The sequence below is a fragment of the Alteromonas portus genome (genome assembly GCF_005117025.1).
GTDB classification, from domain to species: Bacteria; Pseudomonadota; Gammaproteobacteria; order Enterobacterales; family Alteromonadaceae; genus Alteromonas; species Alteromonas portus.
In genome coordinates this window covers 187,734-201,969 of the sequence record NZ_SWCO01000009.1, presented here as the reverse complement: position 1 = coordinate 201,969, position 14,236 = coordinate 187,734, and the positions used below count along the sequence as shown (strand labels likewise).

The following is a 14,236-nucleotide window of genomic DNA, read 5'->3' as shown; positions in this document are numbered from 1 at the left end:
ATGCAACGTAGAACATTCTTACAAGGCTTAGCTGCAGCCGGTGCATTGACTGGCTTGCCGTTTAGTTTTGCTCACGCTATGACCCAAACTGGCAGTGTTTCGGTTGAGTCACTGCCTAAATTAGAAGGTGATCTCACACTTTATTTAGGGCGTGGCGAAGGCGGTCTGTACGAGAATGTTCTAAAAGCCATTGAAAAGCGCAACCCCAAACTGAACCTGAAGGTTCGACGCGGCGGTTCGGCAGCACTGGCAAACACCATTGTTGCTGAAACAAAAGCGGGCGTTAAACGCGCTGATTTGTTTTGGGCCGTAGATACGGGCTCTATTGGTGTGGTTACTGATGCAGGTGCTGCAAAGCCGTTGCCTGACGATTTGCGCTCGCAGCTTCGCGAAGATTTTCAGTACCCTAGCTGGTCTCCGGTAACAGGTCGCGTGCGTACACTGCCTTACAATACCGAGCGCGTTAAGCCCGAACAAATTCCAGAAAGCGTTATGGCGTTAGCTGATAGCGATTTGAAAATTGGCTGGGCGCCGGCTTATTCGTCGTTCCAGTCTTTTGTTACCGCTATGCGTATTTTGGAAGGCGATAAAGCGACCAAAGCGTGGCTTAAAGGCATTAATAAGCACTCGAAAAAGTACGCTGGCGAACTCGGTGTAGTGATGGGCGTTGAACGTGGCGAAGTAGATATTGGCTTTGCAAATCACTACTACACTCTTCGCCTTAAATCGGGTAAACCAAACGCGAATGTGGCCCTTGCTTACAGCAAAGGCGATGCGGGCTGTTTAGTGAACGCATCAGGTATTGTTGCGTTGAGCGACGGTGATTTGCCGGTTAACTTTATTCGATATCTGCTGTCGCACGAAGTACAGTCTTATCTTGCTCGCGAAGCATATGAAATACCTTTGGTTCAAGGAGTTGAACCACCACAAGGCTTAGCGGATTTAAGTACGCTTTCGCCACCAGAAATGGACCTTCGTAAACTGGCTGATTTACGCCCAACACTTAACCTGATGAGGGAAGTTGGCGTACTGTGACAAACTGGCCAAAGTCGTATCCACTGGCACTACTTATTGCGCTGATGGCTTTATTGCCCGTCGGCGTTTTGTTTTCTTTAGCTCAAGATAGTGCACAGCTTTTCGATACCCATAACCTCCGCGTTTTAGGCAACACAATTTCCCTTGTTGTACTGACTATCTTTGGCTCGGTGCTTATAGGTGTACCGCTTGCCTTTTTAACCGCCTATGTGCAAATGCCGTTTAAGCGGTTCTGGCTTATTTTGCTTGCTGCGCCACTGGCATTACCCAGCTACATTGGTGCGTTCGCCATGTATTTTTCATTTGGTACAGGCGGAGAAATAGAGAACGTTTTAGGTATTAGCACGCCGCCAATTAGCGGTTTGTGGGGCTCGGCTCTGGTTATGAGCCTATACACTTACCCCTTTGTAATGATGACAACCCGTTCAAGCCTGTTAAGTTTAGATGCAAGCTTGGTTAACGCGGCGCGTACGTTAGGTCTGTCTTTAGGCGCTAGCTTATGGCGTGTGGTGCTACCGCGCGTAGTAAATAGCGTTGCTGCGGGGGCACTCCTTGCTGCACTTTACGCGTTATCTGATTTTGGTACGCCTGCAATAATGGGCTTCGATACCTTTACCCGCGTTATCTTTGTTGAATATAACGCTTTTGGTTTAAGCCAGGCGGCCATGCTAAGCCTGCAGCTTATGGTAATTGTTGGTCTTATTCTGTTTATAGAAAGCCGTATAGGTGGCGCACAAGAGCGCCCAGGAAAGCATTTATCATTATTTCCTGCACGCTGGCAGCGCAACCTAATGTTGCTTGCGACTTTGCCCGTTGTATTCATGGCTATTGTACTTCCCCTTGCTATCTTCACGCTGTGGTTAGTACGGGAAGGAACTGGCGGTTTTGAATTAAGCTACGCGTGGAATTCAGCCCATGCCTCTTTTATCGCTGCTATTGTAGCCGTGCTGCTTGCCATTCCGGTTGCTCACGCGGCTATTGCCGGCAAAGCTGGGCGATTTATGGAGCGCATTACCTATTTCGGCTTTGGTGTACCAGGCATAGTTATGGGAACGGCACTGGTTTACGTAGGTCTTAAATATTTGCCTGCGCTGTATCAAACCTTAAGTTTATTGGTTATGGCCTATGTACTGCGTTTTATTCCTCTTGCAGTAGGCAGCGTAAGAAGTACCGCTGAGAATATAGATTCAGGGTTAGTGAAAGCTGCCCGTGTACTTGGTGCTAGCCCAAGAGAAGCCTTTATACGGGTTACGCTGCCCTTAACCCTTCGTGGTATGATTGCAGGGGCTGCATTAGTGTTTTTGGAAGCCATGCGTGAACTGCCCGCAACATTAATGTTGGGGCCTACAGGTTTTGAAACCTTAGCCACTTACATGTGGCGTGTGTACGAAGCGGGTTATTTTGGCCGCGCTGCCGTACCAGGGCTTCTGCTAGTTTTATTGTCTGGCGTGGGGCTTGTTCTCATGCTGTCGGGCGAGAGAAAAGCCCAGTTTACTGTTACCGAGGATGATCGTTCGTAATGCTTAGTGTAAGTAATTTGTCAGTGAATTATGGGTCTACCCGCGTTGTCGACAAGTTAAATCTTGAGCTGGGGCAAGACGAAATTCTCATGTTGGTAGGGCCAACCGGTTGCGGTAAAACCACCATTTTGCAAGCATTGGCAGGGCTTATCCCTATTTCAGAAGGCGCAATGAGCCTAGGTAATTGGGAAAGTACAGCAAATAAACACGTGCCGCCTGAAAAGCGTAACGTTGGCATGGTATTCCAAGACTTTGCGCTATTTCCCCATCTTACCGTTCAGCAAAACGTATGCTTTCGGTTAAAAGACACTAAGCTTGCCGATCATTGGCTGAAACTTTTAGGTTTAGATAACTTCCGCGATGCTAAACCTGCACGTCTTTCTGGCGGTCAGAAGCAGCGCGTTGCGCTAGCGCGAACGCTAGCTCACGAGCCTTCTTTCGTTTTGCTAGACGAACCCCTTTCAAACTTAGATGCAGCGTTAAAAGACAGCTTGCGCTGGGAAATTCGCGATGCGCTTAAAAAGGCAGGTGTTCCAGCAATTTGGGTAACTCACGATCAGGAAGAAGCATTAAGCGTTGGCGATAGAGTGGGTATATTAAATAAAGGTGTGCTTGAGCAATTAGACACCCCTGAAGCCTGTTACTCGTCGCCAGCAAGCCGTTTTGTTGCGCGTTTTATGGGCGAAGCGAGCTTCTTAAGTGCCACATTCGATAGCAGCGCAGCAAACACAGACAACACAGTGGTTACTGGAATTGGAAATGTACCAGGCACGCCGCTTCAAGGTGCCAATGGTAATGTAGATTTGTTGGTACGCCCTGACGATTTAAGTTTAGATGCAGCCCACAGTGAAACAAACTGTACGGTGGAGTGGGTGCGTTATGAGGGTGAAAGCCGCCTTTATGCCGTTATGCTAGATAGCGGAGATGAACTAAAAGTGCGTGTAAGTCATGAAAACGCCATTAAGCCACATACTCGTGCGTTTGTTCAGTTAATTACTACGCACCCCTTGGCCGTGTTTCCCAGAAAAAACTAAAGCGTAAATCGTTTCATAACTGACTGAAAATATAAAATAAAAAGGGCAGCCAATCGGCTGCCCTTTTACTTACTAGGACGTTATTTTTTTACCTGCGCGCTATAAGACTACGCGTTCTCGTTTACCACAATTACTTTGCGGTGCGGGAATGGAATCTCGATATTCGCTTCATCTAGCGCTTTCTTCACCTGTTCTGGCACTGAGAACAGAATGTCGAAGTAGTGCTCACCATGACAAAATGGACGCACAATAAAGTCTACTGAGCTATCGTTAAGGGTAGATACCTCAACAAATGGCGCTGGATCTTTAAGTACGTGCGGGTGGTCTGCCAACACTTTATCGATAACAGCACGAGCGGCATCAATGTTTTCGTTGTAGGCAATACCAAAGGTCATATCTACACCGCGAATTTCATGGTGAGAGTGGTTAACAATTTGCTCACCCCAAATTTGGCTATTTGGAATGATGATTTGCTTATTATCGAAGGTTTGCAAAATAGTGGTGAACAAGTCTATTTCAGTTACTTTACCGAACTTGCCCGCGGCATCGACAAAGTCATTAACTTTATAGGGGCGGAAGATAAGCAGCATTACACCCGCAGCCAGGTTAGAAAGTGTGCCTTGAAGTGCTAAACCAATAGCAAGACCGGCTGCACCTAACAGCGCAATAATAGACGCGGTTTGAACGCCAAAGCGATTAAGTACTGCTATGCCAACAAAAGCAAGAATGGTATAGCGCGCTACGCTACCAAAGAATTTAAAAAGGGTGTCATCTAGTTGAGGGTGGCTATTAGCAATAGCGACAATAGCGTTATACACCTTGCTCGCTACCCACAGGCCAATTATTAAAATTGCCAAAGCAAGTAATATGTTCGTGGCCCACGCCAAGGCAGCTGGCAGATATTGGTTAATATCAAGTGACGCTAGGAACTCTTCCATGGATACAATCCTCTGTAATTTGTGAAGTAGTTGCGATGTTTTGTTCGTTTGTTTGTTCGTTCAAATTGAGTTGCACCTCAATTCTGGGGCGTATTTATAGAGGAATTAAAATTTGTTTAGTATTGTTAAAAAGTATTAAAACTCATAATTTTAAACTAAAGAACTAGATTAAATTTGTAGTAATACCGGGCTTTGCATTGTGCGGTATGGCTTATTACGTATAATCCCGAGGTTCTTAACCTGCGCTTAAATGAGCGTGAGTTTTTTGGCTTGATGTAAGGTGAATACAAAGTGATTAAGCGCGACGTTTTAGTAATTGGTGCAGGTGCAGCAGGGCTGTTCTGCGCGGCACAGGCAGGCGCGCGCGGGCGCAGCGTAGAAGTGCTCGATCATGCCAAAAAAGTAGGCCGCAAGATTCTTATGTCAGGCGGTGGCCGCTGTAACTTCACCAATATGTACGCAGAACCCGCCAATTTCTTATCGCAAAACCCTCACTTTTGTAAGTCGGCACTAAGTCGCTATACCCAATGGGATTTTATTGGCTTGGTTGCCGAGCATGGTATTGCCTATCACGAAAAAACTTTGGGCCAATTGTTTTGTGATGACAGCGCCAAAGATATCGTCGATTTATTGCTTAACGAATGTAAAAAAGCAGCCGTTACCATTACTACTCGCTGTGAAATTACAAGCGTAGAAAAGATTGAAGGTGGGTACTTACTAACCACTTCGAACGGCGAATATAGCTGTGAGTCTTTAGTAATTGCAACCGGTGGTTTAAGTATGCCAAAGCTGGGGGCGACGCCATTCGGTTACAAAATTGCAGAGCAATTCGGCCTGAACGTGTTACCCACACGCGCCGCACTCGTGCCCTTTACCTTACACGATAAAGACAAAGACATACTGGCAGAGCTTAGCGGTATCGCAGTTGATGTATATGCCAGCTGCAACGACACTACGTTTAAAGAGGCAATGTTGTTTACCCACCGTGGGTTAAGCGGCCCTGCTATGCTGCAAATTTCAAGTTATTGGGAGGCGGGTGACAGCTTAAGCATTAACACGCTACCCAATGACGACGCCACGGCGCTTTTGCAAACAGCGCGCACTGAAACCCCCGATGCCTTACTTGCTACGTGTTTAAATAAAGTATTCCCTAAGCGCATGGTGCAAAGCTTTATTGAATATCATAACTGGCGCAATGTTCCGGTAAAACAGCTTACCCACGGCGAATGCGATGCTATTGCTGACACGCTAGAAAATTGGCAAATAAAGCCAAACGGCACTGAAGGCTATCGAACAGCGGAAGTCACCATTGGCGGCGTAGACACCAACGAACTTTCGTCAAAAACCATGATGGCCAAGAACGTCGAAGGCCTTTACTTCATAGGTGAAGTGGTTGACGTTACCGGCTGGCTCGGCGGCTTTAACTTTCAGTGGGCTTGGAGCAGCGGTTGGGCAGCAGGGCAGGTGGTTTAAAACGACATACCAATTGCTAATCCAGCAACAACCGCACTTTTGTGGTTTCGGTGATAGTCGTAATGAAGCTGTGGCGAGATGGTAAAGCCTGATATTTCGAACTCATATAAAAAGCCTAACCGGGCTACTTCCATTTTATGGCTGCCGTGAAATTCAACGCCAGGGCCAATTTGTGCGATAAAATTGTTGGTAATGTGAAGGTCGGCGACGAGTAAATAAGTGTAAGCGTCTAGATCTTCAAAGGCATATTCAGCAACAAATCCCACACCTAAGAAATCGCTTAGCCGGTACTCATAATCGATGCCCAAAGTGAATGCGTTGCCACACTCTTTTGTGTAAGTGGTACCTACTAGTGCCGATAAATGATGAGGTGACGTTTCCCAATGATGAGCATTTCCTTTTGCCGCCCCCTTAGCTGTAACAAGGGGAGCAAACGCCATGGCTGTGACCATTCCCAAGGCTATTTTTACTCGCATAGTAATGCTCGCTTACGTTTGTCTGTGACTTCCTGAAAGTTAAACTTCCAGCACTTGATAAAGCGTAGGTGGTATATGGCGTTCTCACCAATGAACTTTAGTTGAAGCTATTTTTGACGTGCGTTATGGCCAAGGTAACGCGACACTAAGCTAGCTTTGATGACGGTATCTAAAATGATCAAATATCGTTAAGGTATAAAGGCTTAATAAAAGGGGTGTGCGAATGCAAAACAAGAATGAAAAAGATGTATTTATTGACGCTTGTAGAACTCAACTTGTGAGCCTTTATAACGCGAGCAAGGAAGGCAAAAAGGTAGAGGCAGAAAAGTATCGGGTTCAAGGATTTATGCACGCCGGCGAATTAATGGGCTTGATCAGCAAAGAAGAAGGTAGGGCCCTAATTGCTGATTTGCATATAGAAGTGTTCGGGGAAACCATAAACGAAAGAGCTGAGAGAAAGCGCAAACTTGATGCATTAAAAGAAACAGACTTAGATGCTTACTTCGCAATACCTGCCATTGAACGACGTTAAATAAAAGTATACCTATCAACCTAATTTGTGAAGTAGGCGTTTTCACTTCAAAATTTCTTAAAGGTAAATCTCTCGGAGGACTGTAAAAGAACGTTCTATATTCTTCTAATGTTAATTTTTTGTGCACAAGGGGTATTTTTTTTAGCGAACTAAAATTTATAAACTAAGCTTAATATGTGTTGGTTTTTCATACCTTAATATAACCAAGCATACTTATCTTAGTGTAATAGCCGTACAAGGATATTTTTGCTACACGGATTTGGCTGCGGTACCAGTAGGAAGCAAATCTATGACATGGTGTGTGTCACGTAATTTTATTCGCTTATTTATCGGCCTTTTTTTATGTGCAGCAAGTGCCCACTCGCTTGCTAAATGTTACTTAGAAGATAGCGCAGATCCTCACTCTTCTACTATGATGCTGCAATCAGGCGATCAGCGTCTCAGGTTGAGATGCAATATAGATGCGCAACACATCCTTTATTTCCCGCGAAACTATATAAACTATAACCAGCTCTACGACAGTGAAATGCGCAAAGTTCAACGGTTACCTAGCGCGTTTGAAGCGTATGCGATCGACAGTTCAAATGACCGACTATACCTTGATATTAATGCACAGGTGGAACGTAGCGTGACGTTAAAAGTAACGCCGCTCAGTGACTTTCAAAAATATGTATCGGTTCACACGCTTACTATGAGCTTATTTATTGGTTTCTGTTTAGCGCTAACCTTATATGTAGGCATGCTGGGAACCAGCATGCAAAACTACGGTTTTTATTCTTACAGTTTTTACGTTTTCAGCGCGGGTGTGTTCTTTCTACTGCAAGAAGGGCTTTTAAACATAGTCTTTCCGCAAGTTGCACTACTTGCAAACTTTCAACTGCATTTATTATTTGCAGGGATAACTGTCTTTGCAGGGGTGAAATTTTTAGACCAGCTACTTGATTTCAAAGCGCTACTAAAAGGGTGGCAGCGCCAATTTATGCTTGGAATGGCCTGCGCAGCACTCGCGTTTTCAGTTGTTCAGCTTATCCTTCCAGTTTCAGATGCTATGAAAATAAACAGTATGCTGAGCTTGATCACTCTTATAACCATGACGTGCACCTTATCTGCATGTGTCTATGCCGCGTATCGCAAGGTACATTGCGCAAATTTGGTCATGCTTGGCATAGCCGTTATGGTTTTTACAATGCTTTTTCGTTTGGTTTTCGTAGACGTATCGGCATTCATGTACCGATATGCGCTTATAGTGGGTATTACTATCGAGGCCTTTATTTTCGCCATCGCCACATCGAGAAAAGTGAAAAAACTGGATGATGACAGGCTAAGTGCATTTAAACGGGCATCGACTGACTCGCTATGTAAAGTATTGAATCGCAGTGGCTGGGAGGGGGTAGCGCAATCGCTGTTGAATAACTTCAACAAAGAGGGCGGCTATCTGACATTACTTTTCATTGATATTGATAAATTTAAAGAGATTAATGATCAGTATGGACATCACGCGGGAGACAAGGTTTTGCAAGTTATTGCTAAAATTTTAATGAGCCGATGTAGAGAACAAGATGCCGTTGGTCGCTTAGGTGGGGATGAGTTTGTGGTATTAAGTCACTGTTACAGTGAAGGTCAGGCCGAGCGGTTGGCTGCCCGTATTGAGGAGAGCTTGGCAGAGCGAGATATAAGAACGGAGAATGTTGTTATAAACGCAACAGCAAGTGTAGGTGCTTACATCACAAAAGAGCGCTGTAAAGACTTATCGAGCTTATTAACTAAAGCCGACGAGTTGATGTACAGCGTGAAAGAGAAACATAAATCTGCCCAATGCACTGCTAACCCTTAATAGGCTGTTATTTTAATTGCGCCTTGGCAACCTGTTTTACGGCTTTGGTCAGATCGGCTAGGGCGGCCGATTCTAGCGTAGTCCAGTGCCAAAAAAGAGGGACGCCTAGTTCTTTGTCGGGGAATAGCGCAATGAGCTCACCTTCTTTCACTTCTTGTGCAACCTGTAGCGTGGGAAGCAGCGCCCACACCACACCGTCTAACGCCATTTTCACAAAGCCGTGCGACGACGGGTACCAATGACATGTGGCAAACGTAGGGGCCATATGCAGGCACTCTCTTTGATAGTCAGTAAGTAACGTAACATCGTACTCATCGTACAAAAGACCTGGTGTTTTCATGACATTTTCAGGCGATACGTCTTTGTGAAGATATCGCTCGATAAAGCGTGGTGACGCGTAAAGCTGATAGCGCATGGTGCCTAATCTTACAGACTGGCCACCCGTAACGGGTGTGCCCGTTTGACTGATACATGCCATAACACGGCCTTGCTGAAGAATGTCTCTGGTTTGTGTTTGGTCTGCATTGACGATGTGCACGGGGTTAGCCCGTTTATCGCTAAACGCCGCCATAACTCGCGAAAACCAAGTGGCAAGCACATCGTTGTTTACCGCCACGCTGATAGGAGCAGCTGAAGCTTCTAAACCACTTTTAATGTTAAGGGCTTCTTCTAGTACGCTCACTTTCTGTATATGTGCCAGCAGCTCTTTTCCCAGTGGCGTTGCCCGAAGTGGCTTTGTTCGCACCATAACTGGCCCGCCCACGCTTTGTTCAAGGCGTTTAATTTTTTGCGAAACCGCAGATTGGGTGAGGTTTAAGGCCTGCGCACCTTTTTCGAAACCGCCATAGCGTAATACTTCATGAAAGCATCTAAGCGCGTCGTAATCTAACATTTTTGAAGCCTGTGAAATGAACGTTAAAATTATTAATTTTGCTTATTCAATACAAGTATCATTAATTTAATTAAGTAACGCAAGGTGTATAAAATAGCGCCAGTTCAAATGTTTGCTTGGGTACTCATACCCGATGTTAAGTGGCAAGGGCAGCTATAAAGACCAAGCAAAAAGCACACACGCTATTTATTTAATTATTTATTCTAAGAGGCATTTATCATGTTGGCGGCAGCAACTAGTGGTTTCGTGATGGGCGGTACCCTTATCATCGCGGTAGGCGCGCAAAACAGCTTTCTGATCGAGCAGTCGATGAAACGACAATGGACCTCTCTATTTGTTTTGCTGTTTATTTTAAGCGATGCCATTTCTATTAGCTTAGGCGCTATGGGATTCGGCTTGTTGTTGCAAGAGTATCCAATGCTGGTAACCGTTACCAAGTGGGCTGGCGTAGCCTTTTTGTTGTGGATAGCGTTTAACAAAATAAAGTCTTCTTTAGCTAACGACGCGCTTGTTCTGGAGATGGCAAAAAAGCAACTGTCTTTCAAAAAGGCTTTGCTTATTGCGCTAGCGGTAACCTGGTTAAACCCTCATTTTTATCTAGATACTTTGTTACTTATGGGGAACTTGGCGAGCCAGTGGCAGGAAAATAAATGGTGGTTCGTTGGTGGTGCGATTGGCGCATCTGTCGTGTGGTTCATAGGTTTAAGTACCCTGACAGCGCGTTTTGCACATCATATGCAGCGCCCTAAGTTTTGGCGCTGGTTCAACCGTTTAAACGCTGCGGTACTAGGAATGGTGAGTATTCAGTTGGCAAGCCTTTAGTGAGAAAACGCTGAATCGCAACATGCTAAGACGCATTGAATATCATCTTAAAACCTTGCAGGTATACTTTACCGATAAGCCAAAACAAGTAATTTTAAGGATGTACAAGTGAGCTGGATTTATTTAATCGTTGCGGGCTTACTAGAGATTGGTTGGCCCGTGGGACTTAAACTGTCGCAAGAAGCGGAAACTCGCGTCATAGGAATTCTACTTGCAATAGGGTTTATGGCTGCCAGCGGTTTTTGCCTGTGGATGGCACAAAAACAAATACCTATCGGTACAGCGTATGCCGTATGGACGGGTATAGGTGCAGCGGGCACATTTTTAGTTGGCGTAATGTTTTATGGCGACCCGTCGTCGTTAGCCCGATACTTTGGCGTTGCGCTTATAGTGGCAGGCGTAGTGGTTCTTAAATTAGCTCACTAGTAACAGGGAAAGGCTTTGATTTAGAGGGCGCTAAATTTTATTACGGCTGTACACCTTAACGAAGTCAAAGCATTAAAAAGCCCGCTAGTTAATCACTAGCGGGCTTTCGCTTTTAATCTATTTGTTGGCGAACTTATTGATAACCAAGCTGGTTTCTTAGCTCTGCCATGAAAATTTCAATTCGTTCAGCATTTTTGCCCAAGTCACTTTTACCTACTCGCGACTTACTGCGAATATCGACAAGCGTATCATCGCTTTTTGCGGTTAATCGAATGACCACGTCGTCTTTGAAGCCAAACCAAGTTGTTGTTTCGGTTGCTTCTAGCGTATTGGGCAATGCGCCTTCACTTGCTCGCTCCCAACCTAGTGCCGCGATAGCTTTTTCAGCAGCCATGTACACTTCATTTATAGGTTGAGGAAGTAGCTGAGTTTTAATTTCTGGGTAGGCCTCAAGCTGCTGCTTGGTAACATCACCACCTTCATAAGCAATGGTATTTGGCGCGCCTTCTCTAAGTGGCGCAATAGCAACGAACTCAGGTGGATTAGTTACGTCTGTGGTTATGTCGTGAATGGGAGGAACGGCGCTCGCTTTACTCATCATGCTAACGGGCATGCCAACGGCTACTAACGCGAGAACAGCACATATAAATGTACTACCCCAACTCACGTTCTTCCGATTAATCAATACTTGTAGAATAATCAGTATCAACGCCGCGCCGCCTACGTACACGCCGAAACGAAGTGAGGTAAATGCGGTGCCTAAACTAACACCTGCGTACTGATATAGCGGTCCAGGTAACACCACCATTAAAAAACCAACAATACTGGTAAGGGCAATGAGTGCTTTCAAGGGAACTCCAAAGTTATTCTTTTAATTTGTCCAATCTACTTTAACAGTGAACGCAAAGATTTGGTTTACTTTTGGCAAAGAAAATTCGACTAGGCCCTGCGCAACATATTTGTACAAGGATAATACCAGTCCGCATAGATAAGTGCCCACTCAGAACCAGCGATAACACGCCGCGATTACGAACATTTTAACTCTCGCTGAGTGGGTAATTATCTATGCGGGCTGGTATATTATCTTCTTCTACCGACGTTAATTTATAGGTACTAGGTTTGTATACACAAGCAGACGCCAGCCACACATACGCACTGCAAGTTGAACTTCTTGTTGATATTTTGTCGACGCAAAAAGCACGGTTTATCAATGGTATTTCTGAGTATGAGCTTATTGAAATGCTAAAAAAGGCGCCGTACTCTTTTTTCGATGAAGATGCACTGCGAGACTCGCTAATGCTATTTAAAACGCACTTTGTCCTGTTTCACGCCCTGTATCAATTGAAGCGCTATTGGATTAAGCAGAACGACGGGGAATTAGAGATTCATGCGCTGTGCATAAAGTTCACACCTTTTAGTGAGCGAGGTTTAACGCAAGGTAGCAACAATAAAAATGTGACGGCACTTAATAACTCAGAGCCGCTGGCTGAGTATTACCTAGATTGGGCAAATTTTGAAAAAACGGATCGTGAAGCCGTCGATACGTTGTTAAACGCATTTTGGCAGCGTATGTCTAGCGGCGGAAGTAGCAGTCATGATCTAGACGATATAGAAAAAGCTCACACTATACTTGGCCTTTCACTTGATGAGCCGGTCACCCTTGCTCAGCTAAAACGCGTTTACAAACGTACTCTGCAATCTGCACACCCTGATAAAGGCGGAACGCAGAAAGAAGCCCAGTCGGTCATTCATGCTTACCAAGTGCTTAGCCGTTACTATTCGTTTAAATAGAACATGCTTTACCTTATACCTTCGTATTATTCGCATAATGTATATAGGGTGCGGTAACTGACCGACAACATCGGTAACTTCAGCTTCATTAGCTTTTATTATTATCGCCAAATGCGCACAATATGACCTATAAGAGCGTAGATTCGTATCAATGATCGCTTAACTATGCCACGTCTTTTCCGATTATCTCCCCATGTCAGGATATAGGGATTGAGATAACTCGGCGCATCGGAAGCAAAACTTACGTTTAATTTGTCGATATAGAGCAAGGTAGTGTTCTGTATGAAAGTTATTGGGAAATAGAAATTTTATGAGTCGCATTTTTTATGTTACTGCAGCATTAATAACTCTTTTGGGTGTTATTGGGTGTTCGAATGAAGGTGAGCAAGCACAGCAGGGTGCTCAGCAAGGTATGCCTGCACCTTCAGTATCGGTGGTTACACTGAAACAACAACCTGTAGTGCATGAAATGGTGTTGCCAGGGCGCGTAAGTCCGTCGCGCCAATCTCAGGTGCGCCCTCAGGTAGATGGTGTGATTACCGAACGTTTGTTTGAAGAAGGCGCCCATGTCGAAAAAGGGCAGCAGCTATATCAAATCGATGAAGCGCGCTATATGGCACAGCTAAACAGTGCCAAAGCTGATCTAAAGAGTGTTCAAGCAAATTTGAAAACGCTGGAAGCTAAAGCGCGACGTTACGATGACCTTGTTGCACAAAATGCGGTGAGCAAACAGGAATACGACGATGTTATTGCACAAAAGGAGCAAGCTCAGGCTGCGATAAGCGTTGCTGAGGCGGCGGTTGATGTTGCTAAGGTTAATATGGGCTACACCAAAGTGTACGCGCCAATTAGCGGTCGAATTAGCCGTTCATATGTTACTGAAGGTACCCTTGTAACAACAAACCAAGCGCAGCAGTTAGCAACTATTACTCAATTAGATCCTGTTTATATCGATATGCAGGAGTCTGGCGCATCAATTCTTACGTTGCGACAGTCAATGAAAACCCAAGGCTCGCTAGACGTTGAACTCACCGTGGATGAAGTAACTGGACAACGCTATGACCAAACGGGAAGCGTTAAATTTTCAGAAGTTACGGTAGCAGAATCTACTGGCTCGGTAACCTTGCGTGCCGAAATGCCAAACCCCGATGGCGTGTTGCTCCCAGGTTTGTTTGTAAAAGGCCATGTTATAACCGGGCGTGAGAACGCGCTGCTAGTACCCCAACGTGCCACAACACGTCAACCAGACGGTTCTTTATCAGTGTATGTGGTCAATCAGAATAACGAAGTAGAAGGTAGAACCTTGGAAATAGGTGAAATTTACCGCGACAGCTACGTTGTACAAAGCGGTGTTAGCGAAGGCGAAAAAGTGATTGTAACGGGTTATCAGAAGGTGAAACCGGGTGCCAAAGTGAATCCGTCAGAGTGGCAACCTTCATCACGTGGCTCACGATAGCAAACAA

Annotated in this window: 14 protein-coding genes; 10 read left to right on the top strand and 4 right to left on the bottom strand. The window is 45.1% G+C overall.

All coding sequences use genetic code 11. The features are described from left to right. The 3 genes from E5672_RS16330 to E5672_RS16320 are packed head-to-tail and all read left to right on the top strand — an operon-like array spanning position 1 to position 3,589. A complete protein-coding gene (locus tag E5672_RS16330) occupies positions 1-1,035 on the top strand; it encodes an extracellular solute-binding protein (RefSeq protein WP_136783180.1) in 1,035 nt (344 codons plus the stop codon). Further along, positions 1,032-2,555 carry an ABC transporter permease gene (locus E5672_RS16325; protein ID WP_136783179.1) on the top strand — a complete coding sequence of 508 codons (1,524 nt, stop codon included), beginning with the start codon at positions 1,032-1,034 and terminating at the stop codon, positions 2,553-2,555. Before E5672_RS16330 ends, E5672_RS16325 begins: the two co-directional genes overlap by 4 nt. After that, on the top strand, positions 2,555-3,589 hold the full coding sequence (locus E5672_RS16320; RefSeq protein WP_136783178.1) for an ABC transporter ATP-binding protein: 1,035 nt from the start codon (positions 2,555-2,557) through the stop codon (positions 3,587-3,589). Before E5672_RS16325 ends, E5672_RS16320 begins: the two co-directional genes overlap by 1 nt. 107 nt (positions 3,590-3,696) lie before the next feature. Here the strand turns inward: E5672_RS16320 and E5672_RS16315 are convergent, their stop codons facing one another. Then, positions 3,697-4,527, bottom strand: coding sequence for a mechanosensitive ion channel family protein (locus E5672_RS16315; protein WP_136783177.1), 831 nt, complete (start codon positions 4,525-4,527; stop codon positions 3,697-3,699). A 291-nt stretch (positions 4,528-4,818) separates the two neighbouring features. Here E5672_RS16315 and E5672_RS16310 point away from each other — a divergent pair, with 291 nt between their 5' ends. Further along, complete coding sequence (locus tag E5672_RS16310) at positions 4,819-6,000, top strand: BaiN/RdsA family NAD(P)/FAD-dependent oxidoreductase (RefSeq protein WP_136783176.1); 1,182 nt, start codon at positions 4,819-4,821, stop codon at positions 5,998-6,000. Here E5672_RS16310 and E5672_RS16305 read toward each other — a convergent pair. Next, complete coding sequence (locus E5672_RS16305) at positions 5,997-6,476, bottom strand: hypothetical protein (RefSeq protein ID WP_136783175.1); 480 nt, start codon at positions 6,474-6,476, stop codon at positions 5,997-5,999. The genes E5672_RS16310 and E5672_RS16305 overlap by 4 nt on opposite strands. 223 nt (positions 6,477-6,699) lie before the next feature. On the opposite strand from E5672_RS16305, the gene E5672_RS16300 reads away from it, so the two are divergent. Together E5672_RS16300 and E5672_RS16295 are read left to right on the top strand one after the other, a co-directional pair. Continuing rightward, a complete protein-coding gene (locus E5672_RS16300) occupies positions 6,700-7,008 on the top strand; it encodes a hypothetical protein (RefSeq protein WP_136783174.1) in 309 nt (102 codons plus the stop codon). A gap of 301 nt (positions 7,009-7,309) precedes the next feature. After that, positions 7,310-8,842 carry a GGDEF domain-containing protein gene (locus E5672_RS16295; protein ID WP_240692261.1) on the top strand — a complete coding sequence of 511 codons (1,533 nt, stop codon included), beginning with the start codon at positions 7,310-7,312 and terminating at the stop codon, positions 8,840-8,842. A 7-nt stretch (positions 8,843-8,849) separates the two neighbouring features. On the opposite strand, the gene E5672_RS16290 is transcribed toward E5672_RS16295, so the two are convergent. Next, the gene (locus tag E5672_RS16290) at positions 8,850-9,734 is read right to left on the bottom strand and encodes an ArgP/LysG family DNA-binding transcriptional regulator (protein WP_136783172.1); all 885 of its coding nucleotides are present in this window, start codon (positions 9,732-9,734) and stop codon (positions 8,850-8,852) included. Between the two features lie 219 nt (positions 9,735-9,953). On the opposite strand from E5672_RS16290, the gene E5672_RS16285 reads away from it, so the two are divergent. Both E5672_RS16285 and E5672_RS16280 read left to right on the top strand, forming a co-directional pair. Then, positions 9,954-10,556: a LysE/ArgO family amino acid transporter gene (locus E5672_RS16285; protein WP_071816653.1), complete on the top strand. Its 603-nt coding sequence runs from the start codon at positions 9,954-9,956 to the stop codon at positions 10,554-10,556. A gap of 108 nt (positions 10,557-10,664) precedes the next feature. Beyond that, positions 10,665-10,982 (top strand): DMT family transporter, encoded by a 318-nt coding sequence (locus E5672_RS16280; RefSeq protein WP_131137869.1) that lies wholly within the window; start codon positions 10,665-10,667, stop codon positions 10,980-10,982. 133 nt (positions 10,983-11,115) lie between these two features. Here E5672_RS16280 and E5672_RS16275 read toward each other — a convergent pair whose 3' ends face one another. Next, a complete protein-coding gene (locus tag E5672_RS16275) occupies positions 11,116-11,832 on the bottom strand; it encodes a DUF1499 domain-containing protein (protein ID WP_136783171.1) in 717 nt (238 codons plus the stop codon). Between the two features lie 269 nt (positions 11,833-12,101). On the opposite strand from E5672_RS16275, the gene E5672_RS16270 reads away from it, so the two are divergent. Next, positions 12,102-12,773, top strand: coding sequence for a DNA-J related domain-containing protein (locus tag E5672_RS16270; RefSeq protein WP_136783170.1), 672 nt, complete (start codon positions 12,102-12,104; stop codon positions 12,771-12,773). 310 nt (positions 12,774-13,083) lie between these two features. Continuing rightward, the gene (locus E5672_RS16265) at positions 13,084-14,229 is read left to right on the top strand and encodes an efflux RND transporter periplasmic adaptor subunit (RefSeq protein WP_136783169.1); all 1,146 of its coding nucleotides are present in this window, start codon (positions 13,084-13,086) and stop codon (positions 14,227-14,229) included. Positions 14,230-14,236 lie beyond the last annotated feature (7 nt).